The sequence below is a fragment of the Chryseobacterium sp. ERMR1:04 genome, from assembly GCF_001297705.1.
In the GTDB taxonomy this organism is placed as follows: domain Bacteria; phylum Bacteroidota; class Bacteroidia; order Flavobacteriales; family Weeksellaceae; genus Chryseobacterium.
The window spans coordinates 82,646-98,976 of record NZ_LIRF01000006.1; the positions used below are offsets into that span (position 1 = coordinate 82,646).

At 34.0% G+C, this 16,331-nt stretch carries 13 protein-coding genes; 6 read left to right on the forward strand and 7 right to left on the reverse strand.

The window, feature by feature from the left end; genetic code table 11:
* Window positions 1-74 precede the first annotated feature (74 nt).
* Entirely contained in the window at window positions 75-1,745 is a 1,671-nt protein-coding gene (gene asnB / locus AMQ68_RS13610; protein ID WP_054511191.1) for an asparagine synthase B, read from the reverse strand.
* A gap of 321 nt (window positions 1,746-2,066) precedes the next feature.
* Entirely contained in the window at window positions 2,067-3,734 is a 1,668-nt protein-coding gene (locus AMQ68_RS13615; RefSeq protein WP_054511192.1) for a GLPGLI family protein, read from the reverse strand.
* 137 nt (window positions 3,735-3,871) lie between these two features.
* On the opposite strand from AMQ68_RS13615, the gene AMQ68_RS13620 reads away from it, so the two are divergent.
* Window positions 3,872-4,819, forward strand: coding sequence for a hypothetical protein (locus AMQ68_RS13620; protein ID WP_123905707.1), 948 nt, complete (start codon window positions 3,872-3,874; stop codon window positions 4,817-4,819).
* Between the two features lie 31 nt (window positions 4,820-4,850).
* On the opposite strand, the gene AMQ68_RS13625 is transcribed toward AMQ68_RS13620, so the two are convergent.
* On the reverse strand, window positions 4,851-6,056 hold the full coding sequence (locus AMQ68_RS13625) for an RsmB/NOP family class I SAM-dependent RNA methyltransferase (protein WP_054511395.1): 1,206 nt from the start codon (window positions 6,054-6,056) through the stop codon (window positions 4,851-4,853).
* Window positions 6,057-6,220: 164 nt separating this feature from the next.
* On the opposite strand from AMQ68_RS13625, the gene AMQ68_RS13630 reads away from it, so the two are divergent.
* Window positions 6,221-6,565: a zinc ribbon domain-containing protein YjdM gene (locus AMQ68_RS13630; RefSeq protein WP_054511194.1), complete on the forward strand. Its 345-nt coding sequence runs from the start codon at window positions 6,221-6,223 to the stop codon at window positions 6,563-6,565.
* Between the two features lie 505 nt (window positions 6,566-7,070).
* On the opposite strand, the gene AMQ68_RS13635 is transcribed toward AMQ68_RS13630, so the two are convergent.
* A complete protein-coding gene (locus AMQ68_RS13635; protein ID WP_054511195.1) occupies window positions 7,071-8,006 on the reverse strand; it encodes a sulfate/molybdate ABC transporter ATP-binding protein in 936 nt (311 codons plus the stop codon).
* A gap of 75 nt (window positions 8,007-8,081) precedes the next feature.
* Here AMQ68_RS13635 and AMQ68_RS13640 point away from each other — a divergent pair, with 75 nt between their 5' ends.
* On the forward strand, window positions 8,082-8,741 hold the full coding sequence (locus AMQ68_RS13640; protein WP_054511196.1) for a YceI family protein: 660 nt from the start codon (window positions 8,082-8,084) through the stop codon (window positions 8,739-8,741).
* Between the two features lie 126 nt (window positions 8,742-8,867).
* Window positions 8,868-9,878, forward strand: a complete 1,011-nt coding sequence (pheS, locus tag AMQ68_RS13645) for a phenylalanine--tRNA ligase subunit alpha (RefSeq protein ID WP_054511197.1) — start codon at window positions 8,868-8,870, stop codon at window positions 9,876-9,878.
* A 190-nt stretch (window positions 9,879-10,068) separates the two neighbouring features.
* On the opposite strand, the gene AMQ68_RS13650 is transcribed toward pheS, so the two are convergent.
* Window positions 10,069-10,839: a DUF3108 domain-containing protein gene (locus AMQ68_RS13650; protein ID WP_054511198.1), complete on the reverse strand. Its 771-nt coding sequence runs from the start codon at window positions 10,837-10,839 to the stop codon at window positions 10,069-10,071.
* 156 nt (window positions 10,840-10,995) lie between these two features.
* Here AMQ68_RS13650 and AMQ68_RS13655 point away from each other — a divergent pair, with 156 nt between their 5' ends.
* Window positions 10,996-12,051 carry an NAD(P)/FAD-dependent oxidoreductase gene (locus AMQ68_RS13655; protein WP_054511199.1) on the forward strand — a complete coding sequence of 352 codons (1,056 nt, stop codon included), beginning with the start codon at window positions 10,996-10,998 and terminating at the stop codon, window positions 12,049-12,051.
* A gap of 12 nt (window positions 12,052-12,063) precedes the next feature.
* Window positions 12,064-12,393, forward strand: a complete 330-nt coding sequence (locus AMQ68_RS13660) for a 2Fe-2S iron-sulfur cluster-binding protein (RefSeq protein WP_054511200.1) — start codon at window positions 12,064-12,066, stop codon at window positions 12,391-12,393.
* Window positions 12,394-12,542: 149 nt separating this feature from the next.
* On the opposite strand, the gene AMQ68_RS13665 is transcribed toward AMQ68_RS13660, so the two are convergent.
* Both AMQ68_RS13665 and AMQ68_RS13670 read right to left on the reverse strand, forming a co-directional pair.
* Complete coding sequence (locus AMQ68_RS13665) at window positions 12,543-14,696, reverse strand: prolyl oligopeptidase family serine peptidase (RefSeq protein ID WP_054511201.1); 2,154 nt, start codon at window positions 14,694-14,696, stop codon at window positions 12,543-12,545.
* A gap of 148 nt (window positions 14,697-14,844) precedes the next feature.
* Window positions 14,845-16,290, reverse strand: coding sequence for an aminoacyl-histidine dipeptidase (locus AMQ68_RS13670; RefSeq protein ID WP_054511202.1), 1,446 nt, complete (start codon window positions 16,288-16,290; stop codon window positions 14,845-14,847).
* Between the last annotated feature and the right edge of the window lie 41 nt (window positions 16,291-16,331).

Genomic DNA, 16,331 nt, shown 5'->3' on the forward strand with positions numbered 1-16,331 from the left:
AAGTTTTTTAGCTTACTGTTTTAAACTTTATTTTCCCTAAACCCTAAACCCTAAACCCTAAACCCTAAACCCTTTTATTCATAAGAAGTTTCGTGAACTTTAATAGATCTTCCACTAGGGTCGTTCATTTTTTTGAAAGCCTCATCCCATTCCAACGCAATTGGCGTAGAGCATGCAACAGAAGGAACAGAAGGAACAGTAGCAGCCGCTGTTTCACTTGGGAAATGTTCTTCGAAAATTGTTCTGTAACGGTATTCTTCTTTGTTTTGAGGAGTGTTTAACGGGAATCTGAATTTTGCATTCGTCATCATTTCGTCAGAAACTTCTTTTTCGGCAACTTCTTTTAAAGTATCGATCCAAGAATAGCCCACTCCGTCTGAAAACTGTTCTTTTTGTCTCCAGGCAATAGATTCAGGAAGTAAATCTTCAAAAGCTTTTCTTAATACCCATTTTTCAATTTTTCCTTCGGCAACGTTAATCATTTTATCTTTTGGATTAACGGTCATGGCAATATCCATAAATTCTTTGTCTAGGAAAGGTACACGTCCTTCAATTCCCCAGCTCATCAATGCTTTGTTAGCTCTTAGGCAGTCATATAGGTGAAGTTTGTCTAATTTTCTTACCGTTTCATCATGAAATTCTTTGGCATTTGGCGCTTTATGGAAATACAGATATCCACCGAATAATTCATCGGAACCTTCACCGGAAAGAACCATTTTGATCCCCATTGATTTGATGACTCTCGCTAAAAGATACATTGGGGTAGACGCACGAATGGTTGTTACATCATAAGTTTCCAGATGATAAATTACATCGCGGATAGCATCCAGACCTTCCTGAACGGTAAAATTTACCTCATGGTGAATAGACCCAATATGTTCTGCCGCTTTTTTTGCTGCGATTAAATCTGGTGAACCTACCAAACCTACTGCGAAACTGTGTAATCTCGGATACCAGGCTTCCTGAGTATCACCGCTTTCAATTCTTTGTCTGGCGAATTTTGCCGTAATTGCAGAAATAACAGATGAATCTAAACCTCCTGATAAAAGTACTCCATAAGGAACATCGCTCATCAATTGTCTGTGAACAGCGTCCTCAAGTCCTTTTCTTATTTTTGAAATATCCGTTTCATTATCTTTCACAGCATCAAAATCTTTCCAGTCTCTTGTATACCATTGCTGAAGATCAGTTCCTTGTTTACTGAAAACAAAATGTCCCGGTAAAAAAGTTTCAATGGTGTTACAGATTCCTTCCAATGCTTTTAATTCAGAAGCTACATAATAGTTTCCGTTTTTATCCCAGCCTTGATACAGTGGGCAGATTCCCATATGGTCACGGGCAATAAGATAGACATCGTTTTCAATGTCATACAGCGAAAAAGCAAAAATTCCATTCAACTTTTCTATGAAATTTTCTCCGTATTTTCTGTAAAGAGCCAAGATTACTTCACAATCAGATTCAGTCTGAAATTCATAATCAAGAAATTCCTTTTTTAATTCTCTATGGTTATAGATTTCTCCGTTTACTGCTAACACAACCTTTCCGTCTTTGGTAAATAAAGGCTGCTTTCCTGAAGTAGGATCTACAATAGCAAGTCTTTCATGAGAGAAAATTACTTTTTCATTTTGAAATACGCCACTCCAATCCGGACCTCTATGACGGATTTTTTTTGACATTTCTAATACCTGAGGTCTTAATATCTCAGTTTTTTGTTTTGCATCAAACAAACATACGATTCCACACATTTTTTTATCATTTATTTAAAGCAAAAATAGAATTGTAATTTAAAAATAACAACAAAAAAGAACTAAATGTAAATAATTTTAACTTAATAGTTTATTTGAAAGAAAAAATTAAACTTATTTAAGCTATAACGATGATTTTGATTAATATTTTTCACTTCAAGTTTTTGGCTCTTATCTGTATACGAAATAAAAACAACATATTTATTAATCTATGTTAATTTATTCTACAAATTTTTGCCTTTACTTTGTGGCTCGAAATAATTTTTTTTCATCATTTGTGTTTTTACCTTCTTACAATCCCATTGTAAGAAGGTTTTGTTTTTATTGGGATCCTAGTAAAACTCCTGAAACATTCCATGAGCTGAAACTGGTTCCTTCGGTAGGCCCCTGAGGGATCTTAACTTGGATAGTATGCTTTCCCGCTTTTAGATCTCCAAGCGAGATAATGTTAGGGTTGGTAATGGTTCCCGGGCACCAGTTTGATCTGCTGAGGTCTGATGATGAAAGCCCGTCCGGAAAATTCCCTGAAGCAGGATTGTATAAGCGGTAAGAACCGCAGTCTGTTCTCCAGGGTGTAAATGAAAATGCCAGTTTATGGTCTAGGAAGATAGAATTAGGTTTGGGGATGAATTCGTCTCCGTTTTCCCAACCGCCGTGTCCTGTTGTGGTATATCTCAACTGAGCATTTTTCAAATCCTTTTGTAAGGTGAATTCTACAACAAGTCCTTTGTCATTATTAAACATTGTGGAATAATCCTGTCCGGCCATTTCCATAATGTTCAAGGTGTTGAATAAAGGAATTACGGTATTATTTTTATTCACAGCTTGATCACTTTTATGAATGGTTATTTCCAAACTCACTTTGTGACCGCCTTTGTCATAGTTGCCAATGAATGTACCAATCCAGAGCTCTTTTTCAGATAAAGAAGGTTTTAGTTCAGTAATATCCTGACGGTAAGGCGTGAGTGTTTGCCACGTTTTTCCTTTTAATTCAATATGATTAAATTTTTGAGTTCCGAAAGCAGTGAAAAATCTCATCATTTCAATGGCAGGATTGTAATTTTCGGTTGAAGTTATTCCGTAGTATTGTTTTCCGTTGCCGTTGTCATAGAGAGGGAGTGTTTTTACTCCTTTTTCTAATCCGTCAAAGAAAGATTGTGATTTATCCTGAGGAATGAAAAATACAGTGCCTGTTCTGTCGTAGGCATCGCCGTTAGATTGTTGTTTTAATTCAGCAAAAATAAGTTCACCTTCTGATATTTTTGGAAATTTAATTTTTTTTAGGATAATCGTTCCGTTAGCGAATCTTTTTATTTGTTCATCTGATTTTGATTCATCCGAAAAATTAATGGTTTCATTGTCAAAAACTTTTAAGGTGGTAAATCTGCTTTTCCAAAGTAGATCTTTATATCCTAATAGATCGGTTGAGTTTATTGAACCTTTTAATAAGGCTTCAATGTCAGTTTTCTTCACTTTTTTTATTGAGCTGGCTGTGGTCAGTGAATTTTTATTGCGTTCAACCTCTAAGACCAAACCTAGATTTTGACCTAAAGTGGATGGTCCGCCTTTTATTTTTAAATCATTCGTGTACCAAACCTCAATGGTATTTGAATTGATTTTTGTTACTGCTTTTTTACAATTGTAGCCCAGGATTTTTTTTGTTTCATTCGTGAGTTCAAAAGTCTGTTTTCCTATAGATTCTACATCTGAAGTTGAAATGATTTCGTTGGGTTTTAAAAAGCCATAAGAAATAATTGTATTGGATGGTTTTTCAACTTTCGTAATTTCAAATGGATATTCACTTTTCTGTTCTCTGATTTTATTATTTAGAATAAAACTTTCTTTTTCATTAGCCCAAACTAGAGTAGGGGTTTGATCTGCTGCAACTTTTCCGTTGTATGAACTTATGTATTGAATTTCGTAGGTTTGAGCAAACGTCAAACAAAATAAAAAGAAAGTGAACAAACTGAATAAAAATTTTTTGAACATAATTGGTAAAGTTGGTTTCTCACAAAGATAAAATTTAGTTAATATACTATCAACTTTGTGAGTTTTATAAGGTGTTATTTGATGAATAGGTATGAAATATTTATATGATTGTTACGTTCAAACAAAAAATAATCACCATGAAGCACATTTTTATGCTTTTTCTATTTTCATTCAGTCTTTTATCAGCACATAAGCCAAAAGTGAGAGTGGAGACTTTTGGAAATGTGAAAACCTATTTTTCATCAGGTTTTAATTTTGGAGAAAAAACAATTGAATCCGAAGAACTGAAAATGCAGATTATAGGTAAGCTTTCAAAAGTTATTTCTGGAAAATTAGGATATTCTGATACAGTTTTAATAGAACGAAGAACTTATAATGCTCATAATCCGAATCAAAAGTTATTTATCTTAGAGAATAATAACTCACAATATAAAATTCCAGTATTGGATGATGGAGTTGTTCTTAAGAGTAATAATAATGGATTATCTATAAGGATTGTTAGTGATAAAATTGAAATTACTGATGTTTTAAAGTTAGTGGAATATTCAATTTTAAATAGAGAAAAACTTAATAATAAGTTGATTTCCATAGATTATTATTTTAGTGAAAAAAGTAAATTGTCAGTTTTAGCAAATACCGAGGATTTAATACAGGAAATAATAAAAAAAGAATCAAAACTAATTGAGCAGATAATTAATGATGAAATTGTTTTGTTAGATAATGGCTCGCTACGAAATGAAATTTCTTGGAATAATAACGAGTTTATATTTTCAACAAACACAAAAAAATTGAAGGATGATAATGTTTACAAAAACCATTATGTAAACTATAGAGTTTCAGATTTTAGATACTATATTGATTCTTTTGACTCTAGTTATTTTATAATTTTTAATAATACAAATACATTTACTTACTTCGATGGTGTAAATGAAAATACTTCCCCAAAAATTAATATTGAAAAGAAAAATGGCTATGCATTTAAATTAATAAGGGAAAAGCTGGGTGATAAAATTATTTTATATGATACACCTGATTATTTCTACGTTTATAACATCAAAAAAAAACTACTCCAAAAAATAGAGTAGTTCATGTATTGTGATAGTGTTTAACTATGTTTTAAGCAAGTCTTTCGATCAAAGCCATGTAGAATCCGTCATACCCTTCGCTAGGCATTACTTTTTCGTCTTTCACCATTTTGAAATCTGGGTTGTTTTTCAAGAATTCTTCCACCTGCAAGTTATTTTCAGAAGGTAGGATAGAACAGGTAGCATATACCATTTTTCCTCCTTTTTTAAGGATTTTAGAATAATCCTGAAGAATTTGCTGTTGTTCTTTTTTTATTCTGTCGATAAAATCTTGGTCGATTTTCCATTTACTGTCCGGGTTTCTTTTCAAAACTCCTAGACCTGAACATGGCGCATCAATCAACAACCTGTCAGCTTTCTCATGAAGACGTTTGATTACTTTATTATCAGAAATCATACGGGTTTCAATGTTGTGAGCTCCGGCTCTTTTTGCACGACGCTTTAGCTCAGCCAATTTCCATTCATAGATATCTAGAGCAATAATTTGTCCTTTGTTACCCATTAAAGCAGCTAAGTGAAGTGTTTTTCCACCTGCACCTGCACACGCGTCAACCACTCTTTGGCCTTCTTTTACATCAAGGAAGTATCCTATTTTTTGTGAAGTAGCATCCTGAACTTCAAATAATCCGTCTTTAAAAGCAGTCGTAAGGAAAACGTTCTTTTTTTCTTCTAACTGTACTGCGTCAGGATAATTTTTTATCGTGTAAGAAACAATATTGTCAGATTCTAAGTCAGAAATAAGTTCTCTAGGTGTAGTTTTTAAAGCATTAGCTCTTAAAACGGTAGGAGCACGCTCATTCAAAGCTTTCATTTCTTTTTCCCAACCCGGACCTAATTCTCTTTCCAATGTCTCAACCAACCATTCAGGAACAGAATGTTCTATTGCTTTGGTAGGAACAGTTCCTTTTTTAAGCTTAGTAGTGATATCTGCAATTTTTATTCCTTCAAATTCTTCAAATCTTTTATAATTTGTTTTGCTCCAAAGTAAATAGGCGATAATCAATTTGTAAATATTATTAGGTTTTACGCCTTCTCCCATATAATATTCCAAACGTTTTTTCCAACGGATGATATTATAGAAAATCTCAGAAACAACGGCTCTGTCCTGGCTTCCCCATTTTCTGTTAGCTTTTAAAAGTCTTTCGATTACTTTATCGGCGTATTTATTTTTCTCGAAAAATGTTTCTTGTAAAGCATCGTGAATTCCGATCGCTAAGTTTCTGTGAATAAGTTCCATAAATTGCTTCTCCTGTTTTGAATCTGCAAAAATACGAATTATAGTTGAGAGATACGAGTTTCCTGTTTTGAGTTTCATTATTTGCCTTAAATAGGCGGTTGGAGACCCTTCATTCTGATTTTTCAACTTATTTTAAAATCATACCTTTGCAAAAAATAAAAAATATGAGTGATACTGTGCTTTGTCCGAAATGCGGTTCCGAATTTACCTACCCAAGCGATAACATGACGGTTTGTTCCCAATGTTTCTACGAATGGAATCCTGAGGAAGCAGCTTCTGAAGCAGCTAATGACGGCAAAATTCTTGATGCTAACGGAAATGAATTACAGGATGGAGATTCTGTGGTCGTAGTAAAAGATCTTCCTGTAAAAGGAGCTCCAAAACCGGTAAAAGCAGGAACTAAAGTAAAAAATATTCGTTTAAGACCAGACAGTGATCATAATATTGATTGTAAAATTGATGGCTTTGGCTCAATGGCTCTAAAATCTGAATTTGTAAAGAAAGCGTAATAAATAATTTTATCTCAGTATATCAATGCGTCCTTTGGGGCGCATTTTTTATGGGTAAGGCACAAAAAAAAGGAAAGAATTGGGCAGTGTTATCTTTCGAAGACTTAATTGCAGCGTTCTGCTAATGTCCGTCTACAGGAAGAAAGAGAATTAACCAAAAATTTCCTTATGCTGTGGTAGTACAAATCTAAGAAAAAGATGGATAGCGTGCTGTTTTTTTTATCCACAAATTAATAATAACTGTTAGTAAATGTGTGGATTATGTTTTTTTTTTAGAAGCTATTTCCAGCTATCCACTCATACTCCTCGTGCCAGCGCACACCAACTCCCAAACCCTCCGACGCTCCACCCCTTACTGCGGGGTAACCGTTTTTATCTGGGCTAGGGTAGTAGTTATTTTTACAAGATTCGTCATCGCGAGGAGCGAAGCGACGAAGCAATCTCTTAATAATCTTAACCTCTTAACAAAAGTCTTAATGGTTAAATTTTAAAACAACCGGTGTATTTAATCAAAAGAAATTTTAATCGGATTTTCCAGCTTTCCATCAGTATAAACAATAAGTTCTTTATCTTCCATTTTTAACTTATTCCAATAATGATTTCCTGCAAATCTGCTTTCTAAAACTTCAGTATCAAAACCATTTTCAGAAATTGTAATTTCATTCGGATAATAAGAAAATTTAGAGAGTTGAAACGTTGAAACTTCACTTTCGTTAAAGATATTCACTTCTCCAAAAAGCTTAGCCACATAAGAGTTATAAGGATTTTTATAGGTCTCTTCAGGGCTTTCATTCTGAATTAATCTTCCCTCCTGAAGAATCACAATCTGATCAAGCCAAGGCATAATATCCTGCAACTCGTGGGTAGAGATGATTAAAGAAATATGGTGTTCTTTCACATACCTGAACAATTTTTCACGAAGTTCAATTTTTCTTGGGAAATCCAGATTACTGAACGGTTCGTCTAAAATCAATAACTTAGGAAGTACAGAAAGAGCTCTCGCGATGGCAACTCTCTGCTGCTGGCCACCACTTAGGTATTTAGGTAAAATACCAGCGAATTCTTCCAATCCAACAACTTCCAGAAGTTCAGTTACGGTTTCTTTTTTCTTTTTTAAATCAATATTAGAAATAAATTTTCCCACATTCTCGGCTACGGTAGAATACGGCATCAGATCAAAATTCTGTGCGACAAATTTCATTTCGGCTTCTCCGGGAACAAGGTTTCCTTTGGGGCCATAAAGTGGGATTCCATTAAAAATAATATCACCGCTTTCCCAATCTAATAATCCGTAAATTAAATTGAGTAATGTAGATTTTCCGCACCCGCTTTCCCCTGCCAGCGCAATAATTTTCCCCTCTTCAAACTTGATGTTGAGGTTCTTAAACAGAGGATTATCTTTGGTATGTGAGAAGTGTAAGTTGTTTATTTCTAAAAGCATGGTACAAATGTACTATTTTTAGGAAAAAATATTTTTTTTTATTATATTTACAGTTACAATAAAAATATATCAAAAATGAGAAAAAAACTGTTTTCATTCGCTATTCCTGCTCTTTTTACTGCAGTTGTAGTGGTTTCTTGTAATAAAGACAAACCGCTGACAAGTGAAAGTAATGAAGTTGCTACAACGAAAGACGGTAGCCAATATACGCTGGATACATTGAACAGTAAAGTAGAGTGGAAAGGATATAAAGTTTTTAAATCTGAAAACACAAGCCATTTCGGAACCATTAAATTTGAAAGTGGTGACGTTACCGTAAAAGACGGAAAACTTGAAAGCGGAAAATTCGTTGCTGATATGAATTCTTTAACATCGGTAGATTTAAAAGATGATGCTGATCAGTTAGGAAAATTAAATGGCCATTTGAAAAGCGGAGATTTTTTCGAGGTAGAAAAATTCCCGACGGCTTCTTATGAGATTACGAAGGTGACACCCGTTGCAGAAGGTGATTACAACACGCTTTTAGATGGTAATTTAACCATCAAAGGAATTACAAAATTAGCAAGCTTCAAAGCCAATGTTTCGGTGAAAAATGGAGAAGTAAGCGTTGCAACCGAGCCTAAAGATATTAAAAGAGAAGAGTTTGGAGTGAAGTTCCAGGCTCCTGCTGAAAACGGAGTCATTAAGGATGAGGTAACCCTTCAGATCAACGTTAAAGCTTTAGAAAAAAAATAATTTTTTTATTTAAGTGAAATAAGTGATTGAAGTCTGCCTCCGAAAAGAGGCAGATTTTTTTATTTGAAATAAATTATTAAACTTAAAAACCGTATTTTTGCAAAACATTTTTGAAAGTGTAGAATAATGATAGAAAAGATAGAAGAACTACTTGTTGAAGTAAACGGCTTTAATGCTACATCTAGAGAGGAGATAGAGAACTTCCGAATTAAGTACAATGGTAAAAAAGGTGTTCTGAATGATTTTTTTGAAAAATTTAAAGAAGTCCCGAATGACCAGAAGAAAGAATTTGGACAGAAGATCAATACTCTAAAGCAAGCTGTTGCTGTAAAATTGGAAGATTTGAAAACATCGTCTGAATCTTCTATTATCTTAGAAAAAGAAGATCTTACAAGACCTGCTTTTCCATTGGACTTGGGTTCAAGACACCCAATCAATGTAGTGAAGAACAGAATTATTGAGATTTTTAAATCTATCGGATTTGCAGTTGCAGACGGACCAGAGATTGAAGATGACTGGCACAACTTTACGGCCTTAAATCTTCCTGAATACCATCCGGCAAGAGATATGCAGGATACATTCTTTATTGAGCAAAACCCTGATCTTTTGTTGAGAACGCATACTTCTTCTGTACAGATTCGTTATATGGAAGAAAACCAACCGCCGATCAGAATTTTATCTCCGGGAAGAGTATTCAGAAATGAAGCAATTTCTTCACGTTCACACTGTATTTTCCATCAGATTGAAGGATTGTATATTGATGAGAACGTAAGTTTTGCAGATATGAAGCAAACGATTCAATTCTTTACAACTGAGCTTTTCGGTAAGTCTAAAATCAGAATGAGACCTTCTTATTTTCCGTTCACTGAGCCAAGTGCTGAGATTGATGTATACTGGGGATTAAACTCAGAAACTGACTACAGAATTACCAAAGGAACTGGTTGGTTAGAAATTATGGGTTGTGGAATGGTAGATCCTGCCGTTCTTAAAAATGTGAATATTGATTCTGAGAAATATTCAGGATATGCTTTCGGAATGGGTATTGAAAGAATTACAATGCTTCTTTACCAAATGAGCGATATCAGAATGTTCTTCGAAAATGATATCCGAACGTTAGAACAGTTTAAAACTTTATAATAAAAATAAACCTCCGAAATGACTTTCGGAGGTTTTGTTTTTTAATTACTGACCTTAGAAACAAAACGTAATTAAAAAACTAACTGTATATAAGTATAACAATTGGTAGATTGAAAGTATTACATATAAAACAAAAATGCCTGTAAAAAATATTACAGACATTTTCAAAATTAAAAAACTAACTATATTTTTATTTCGTGAATTTCAAAGGATACTTCACGTTTTTAATATCATCTATACTTGCTTTTAAAGAACCTACTGCTAATTCAGCTTTTAACAGCATCGGAACATGGTTAGCATCATTGGAAACCCACATTGTTACTCCTTCCTTTTCCTTAAATACTCTTCCGCTTTTTACAGACGGAATAATTTTTAAACAATTAATCGTTCCAAACTTGGTTTTTAAATCTTCTGTTCCTGTTACTTTCAGCTGAAATGGAAACATTTCATCATCTATCCAAACATTCATATTAATTATAGTTCCTACTTTCAACTCAGCCGGGCTTTTACTTCTTAAGTAATAAAAACATGAAAGCATATCCTGAACTCCTTTTACCGATTTTATTACTTTAGAACCGTTGGCGGGCGTTTTTTTATCAGTTAATATGAGCGTGTTGTTATCGTGGTTAAAAACAGTTTCAAAATGTTGTGTATACCCTCCTTCTTTTACATCTCTTACATAGAAACTTGGAAGACCGGTTTGTATATTGATAAAACTTTCATATAAATCTTCTACTTTAAAGAAAGCTTTTACAGCACCCGTTGTTTGCCCTGTTCCTTTCACATATAAATGGGGAGCACCTTGGTACGTTGTTATTTTAGTTGTTAAATTGGCAGTTCCGGCATTTAAAAAACCATAATGAATTCTTAAGGTTAAAGATTCGCCGTTGGCAATATTATCTATTTGAGCGCTACCCAAACAGAAAATGAAAAAAGTTAAAATAATAAATATTTTCTTCATAGTAAAAGCATTAACAAAAAGGCTGCCAAATTTAACATTTCCAGCTTTTTAATGATATTTGATAAATCTCAGCTTTTTATTTAGACTGAATTAAAGAAGCTTCGCGTTAAAATTAGTAAATTTGCAGCTATACATCTAATTAAATTATCTTTTACTATGATAACTACAGACATATTGATTATAGGAGCAGGACCGACAGGACTTTTTGCAGTATTTGAAGCGGGTTTGCTTAAAATGAAATGCCATATCATTGATGCACTTCCTCAACCGGGAGGACAATTGACAGAGCTTTATCCTAAAAAACCTATTTTCGATATTCCTGGATATCCTTCAGTAAATGCAGGGGAATTAATTGATAATTTAATGGAACAGATCAAGCAGTTTCAACCTGGTTTTACATTAGGAGAAACGGCTGTTTCTTATTCTAAAGTAGATGATGAGTGGTTTGAGGTTATTACCAACAAAGGAACCGTACACAGAGCAAAAGCAATTGCTATTGCAGGTGGTTTGGGAACGTTTGAACCAAGAAAACCAACTTTTGAAAATGTAGCTGATTACGAAGAAAAAGGTCTTGAGTATTTCGTTAAAGAACCTGAACATTTCAGAAATAAAAAAGTAGTGATTGCCGGAGGTGGTGATTCTGCTTTAGACTGGAGTATTTTCTTATCGAATGTAGCGAGTGAAGTTACTTTGATTCACAGAAGAAATGAGTTCAGAGGAGCTTTGGATTCTGTAGAAAAAGTACAGGATCTTAAAAATCAAGGAAAGATCAAATTAATCACGCCTGCTGAAGTTACAGGAATTAAAGGAGATGGAAAAGTAGAATCAATCACTGTTGTGAAAGATGGTGAAGAGGCTTATGATCTTGAAACTGATTATTTCATTCCTTTATTCGGATTGACTCCAAAATTGGGAGATATTTCTAAGTGGGGCTTGAATATCGAGAAAAATGCAATTGTTGTAAATAATGCATTAGATTATCAAACAAACATTGAAGGAATCTACGCAATCGGAGATATCAATACATATCCTGGTAAATTGAAGCTGATTCTTTGTGGTTTCCACGAGGCAACATTGATGTGTCAAAGTGTTTACAACAGACTAAATCCGGGTAAAAAATACGTCTTAAAATATACAACGGTAAGTGGAGTAGACGGGTTCGATGGAAGTCGTAAAGAAGCTGAGAAAGCGGTTGTGAAAAAAATTGACTAATTTTGCAAAATTATGTCAGATATTAATATAAAAATCACCGACAGAGACGGTGTAACTCACGATATTGTTGCTCCTACGGATATGTCCATGAATTTAATGGAAATCATCCGTTCGTATGAATTAGCAGAAGAAGGAACAATCGGAGTTTGTGGAGGAATGGCGATGTGCGCTTCATGTCAGGTATACGTGATCAGTGATCCGGGGCTTGTACAAATGGGCGATGAAGAAGATGCAATGCTTGCAGAAGCTTACCATGTGAAAGAGAATAGCAGGTTGGGTTGCCAGCTGCATATTGTTGAAGAAATGGAAGGCCTTGAAGTGGAGATTGCTCCATATCCTTAGAAATTTTTAAGTTTAAAAATATGAACTCCCGAAGAACAATCTTTGGGAGTTTTTGGTTTTATAGATGAACATTTCCACTTGTGAAATTATTTAGGAACTTATCATAAATAAACGAAGCCTTTCAATGATTTTGAAAGGCTTCGTTTATTTTAATTTTTCGTAGGCTGAAACTTTGGATGCCCAACTTGCCACAATGCGAAAGAATAGACATCTGCATATTCTTTAAAAACAACATCTAAATCACTTGTAAAGTGTCCATTTTCATAATTGGCGTATAATAAAATAGGTTTTCCTGAAGCTGAGCTACTCTGTAAAATAGCAGCAAATTTTCCAGGCATCCAAGGAACAACTCTGGAATCGTTCATACCTGTTGTTACAATGACTGCAGGATATTTCACCCCTTTTTTTACCTTGCTTTGAGCGTCCATTTCCATTAGATATTTTGTATCTTCTTCATTTTGTAAAGTTCCTATTTCTGGAATCTGATTAGGACCATTAGCTGTTATTTCGGATCTTAGTGTATTAGTCATGCCTACCTCAGGGATTGCTACTGCATACAGATCTGGTCTTTCTGTAATTGCTCTTCCAATAAGAATTCCACCTGCACTTCCTCCGTTTCCGATTAATTTGGAGGCGGAAGTATATTTTTGATTAACCAAATATTCTGAACAAGCGATAAAATCTTTCCAGGTATTGGGCTTTGTAGCTTTCATTCCTCCACTGTGCCATTTTTCACCTTTTTCGCCACCACCTCTTACGTGTGCAATACCAAGAACAACTCCTTGTTCCAGTAAAACGGAAAGTCTTGTGGAAAAACGGGGTTCATAAGAAAATCCATAACCGCCATAACCTGTTATATAAGCCGGACTATTGCCATCCATTTTCATATTCTTAGGGTAAATAATAGAAAACGGAACCATTACACCGTCGTGGCTTTTCACTTCAACTTCCTTTACGGTATAAAGCTTATTGTAATCTGGATAGTTTGTTTCAGAATTAAGATATTTACTTTTTACGATATTACCTTTTTCAGGATTATACTCATAAGTTGTTAATGGACTCAGCCAATTTACATTATTACAATAGATATTGTCATTTTCTCTTTGGTTGAGAGATGATGAACTATTAACTCCCGTTGGAAAACCTACTTTTTTTCCTGTTAAAGTATTAATGTTTACCTGATATTTGTCTCTGACAATACCGTCTCCTAATGAATAATAAAGATAGTTTTTAGAATTATGGATACTTATAATTACTTTATCATTATTTTCTGGAACAACTGTTTTTGCATTTTTAAAATCAGGACTTAATAAGTTAGTTAGAATAATTTTATAATTCGGTGCCTCTTTATGAGTGAGTAAAAATAATTTTTCGCCGGAAATAAATACGTCAGTAATATCGTCTGATGGCTTAACGATTTGTCTCCAATTGATTTTTTTATTTTTTAATTCTGAATAAGGTGCAACAAAAATCGGACTTTCGGATTTTACAGAGCCTAATCTTAGAACAATATTTTTATAATCATCAGTAAAGTTAATCATTGGGAATTGCTCGGTTAAAGCATTCAATTCCGGATAATCTTCTTTTGATGCTAATATTTTGTCAGTTTTCGTGTCGGTTCCTATCACATGAAGCATTGCTTTCATCTCTTTTAAAAGCATGTTGCTGTTTGGATCTGCAGTACTCATTTTTGTATACATAAGAGCTTTATCATCCGGAGTGAATTCAAATGCAAATTCGCTCCAGATAGGGCCGACTTCATCATTCAGAAATTTCTTAGTCTCCAGATCCAAAATTCTTAAATGACAAATTTCGCCGCCTGATTTTGAAAATAAAATAGCAATTTTTTTTGCTTTCGAATCCAGTACAAAATTGGTGATTTGTGTATTTTTGCCAACAGTTTCGGGATCAAAAACCAATATTTCTTTTCCTGTAGAAAGATCTCTTGAGTATAATTTAGAGAGATTTTCACCTTTTTTAGTCTTAGTATAAAAATATGTATTTTCTCTTTGATATATAGCATCGAAAGAGTCACCATTCATTTCCTGTACCTCTTTCATACGTTTATAAAGATCTTCACGATGCGGAATTTTATCAATGATGCTATGGCTAAAATCCGATTGAGATTTGAACCATTTTTGAACTTCAGGATTTTTGATATCTTCCAGCCATCGGTAATTATCTGTAATTTTAGTTCCGAAATAATCATCTACAACAGGATGTTCCGGCGTTGCTGGATAATTATATTGAGCGGAAAAGAATTGGCAAAAGATTATGCCTGTAAATAAAAATTTTAATTTCATATAATTGTATTTTTTTATATTGCTTATACTGGGGATAAAGTAATAATTATTGTAAATGTATTAATCTTTGGATTTATAAGTGATATGATCAAAAAAAAATATCCAAAATCAAACGACTTTGGATATTCAATATAGCAATTGTATTGTTTTATTTCTGAGGAATATTCGCTAAAATATCTTTTAGGAAACTCCAGAACTTCTGGGTAGAAGGGATGTTTGCTTTTTCGTCAGGAGAGTGAGCTCCTCTGATCGTTGGTCCGAAACTTACCATTTCCATTTCTGGATAGTTAGCTCCGATAATTCCACATTCTAAGCCTGCATGACAAGCTACAACGTGTGGTTTTTCGTTAAATTTATCAGTGTAGATTTTCTCCATTAACTGAACGATTTCAGAACCTGGTTTTGGTTTCCATCCTGGATAAGAACCACTGAATTCAGTATTCATTCCAGCTAATTCAGCTACAGATTTTAACTGCTCTGCTACAGAATCTTTAGAAGAATCAACTGATGATCTTGAAAGATTTAATATTTTTAATCCTCCTTCTTTTAGCTCAACTCTTGCCACGTTGTTTGAAGACTCTACCAAATCTTTAACATCCGGACTCATTCTGTAAACACCGTTGTGAAGCGCTTTTAAAGTTAAAATAATTTTCTTTGAATCTTCTTCTGAGATGGCTTTATCAGAACTTGTTGCATTTTCAATATTGATATGAAGTGCAGGTTCAACTGTTGCAAATTCTTCTAAAATTTCATTTTTAAGACCTGTGGTTACTGCTTCTATAAATTCCTGAGCATTTCTCACAGATACGATAGCAGAAGCTTCTCTTGGAATTGCATTTCTCAATCCGCCTCCGTCAACAGAGATTAATTGAATGTTTTCTTTTGCTAAGCCATTATAAAGTAGTCTTCCTAAGATAACGTTTGCATTTCCGAAGCCTTTATGGATATCCATTCCGGAGTGACCGCCTTGTAACCCTTTAACTTCAATTCTTACAACTTGCCCGTTTGAAGCTTGTGTTTGATAATTTTGAGAAATTGTAACATCAATTCCACCAGCGCAGCCGATGTCAATTTCATCATCTTCTTCTGTATCAAGGTTTAATAAGATTTCTCCTTGTAATTGTCCGGGCTTCAGGCCAATTGCTCCCGTCATTCCTGTTTCTTCATCAATGGTGAAAAGAGCTTCCAACGCTGGATGAGGAATGTCTGAACTTTCTAGGATAGACATAATAGTAGCCACTCCTAAACCGTTATCAGCTCCTAAAGTTGTTCCTTTTGCTTTTACCCAATCTCCATCAATTTCCATTTTGATTCCTTCGGTTTCGAAATCAAAACTTACATCATTATTTTTTTGACAAACCATATCCAAATGCGATTGTAGCACAATAGGTTTGCGGTTTTCCATTCCTGCAGTGGCAGGTTTTTTAATAATTACATTTCCTACTTCATCAACCGTAGTTTCCAATCCTAGATCTTCACCAAATCCTTTAATGAAAGCAATTACTTTTTCTTCTTTTTTTGAAGGTCTTGGAACAGCATTAAGTTTGGAGAAATTTTTCCACACTATTTGTGGTTCTATATTAGATAATTCCATGAAATTTTATTTTTATCAAAATTACGAAATAAAAAATGCTT

What these genes read in the sequence shown, in the direction of transcription:
- AMQ68_RS13660 (WP_054511200.1), top strand. Translation starts at nt 12,064, where the DNA reads ATGTCAGATATTAATATAAAAATCACCGACAGAGACGGTGTAACTCAC.
- AMQ68_RS13655 (WP_054511199.1), top strand. Translation starts at nt 10,996, where the DNA reads ATGATAACTACAGACATATTGATTATAGGAGCAGGACCGACAGGACTT.
- AMQ68_RS13640 (WP_054511196.1), top strand. Translation starts at nt 8,082, where the DNA reads ATGAGAAAAAAACTGTTTTCATTCGCTATTCCTGCTCTTTTTACTGCA.
- pheS (WP_054511197.1), top strand. Translation starts at nt 8,868, where the DNA reads ATGATAGAAAAGATAGAAGAACTACTTGTTGAAGTAAACGGCTTTAAT.
- AMQ68_RS13670 (WP_054511202.1), bottom strand. Translation starts at nt 16,290, where the DNA reads ATGGAATTATCTAATATAGAACCACAAATAGTGTGGAAAAATTTCTCC.
- asnB (WP_054511191.1), bottom strand. Translation starts at nt 1,745, where the DNA reads ATGTGTGGAATCGTATGTTTGTTTGATGCAAAACAAAAAACTGAGATA.
- AMQ68_RS13665 (WP_054511201.1), bottom strand. Translation starts at nt 14,696, where the DNA reads ATGAAATTAAAATTTTTATTTACAGGCATAATCTTTTGCCAATTCTTT.
- AMQ68_RS13630 (WP_054511194.1), top strand. Translation starts at nt 6,221, where the DNA reads ATGAGTGATACTGTGCTTTGTCCGAAATGCGGTTCCGAATTTACCTAC.
- AMQ68_RS13650 (WP_054511198.1), bottom strand. Translation starts at nt 10,839, where the DNA reads ATGAAGAAAATATTTATTATTTTAACTTTTTTCATTTTCTGTTTGGGT.
- AMQ68_RS13620 (WP_123905707.1), top strand. Translation starts at nt 3,872, where the DNA reads ATGAAGCACATTTTTATGCTTTTTCTATTTTCATTCAGTCTTTTATCA.
- AMQ68_RS13625 (WP_054511395.1), bottom strand. Translation starts at nt 6,056, where the DNA reads ATGGAACTTATTCACAGAAACTTAGCGATCGGAATTCACGATGCTTTA.
- AMQ68_RS13615 (WP_054511192.1), bottom strand. Translation starts at nt 3,734, where the DNA reads ATGTTCAAAAAATTTTTATTCAGTTTGTTCACTTTCTTTTTATTTTGT.
- AMQ68_RS13635 (WP_054511195.1), bottom strand. Translation starts at nt 8,006, where the DNA reads ATGCTTTTAGAAATAAACAACTTACACTTCTCACATACCAAAGATAAT.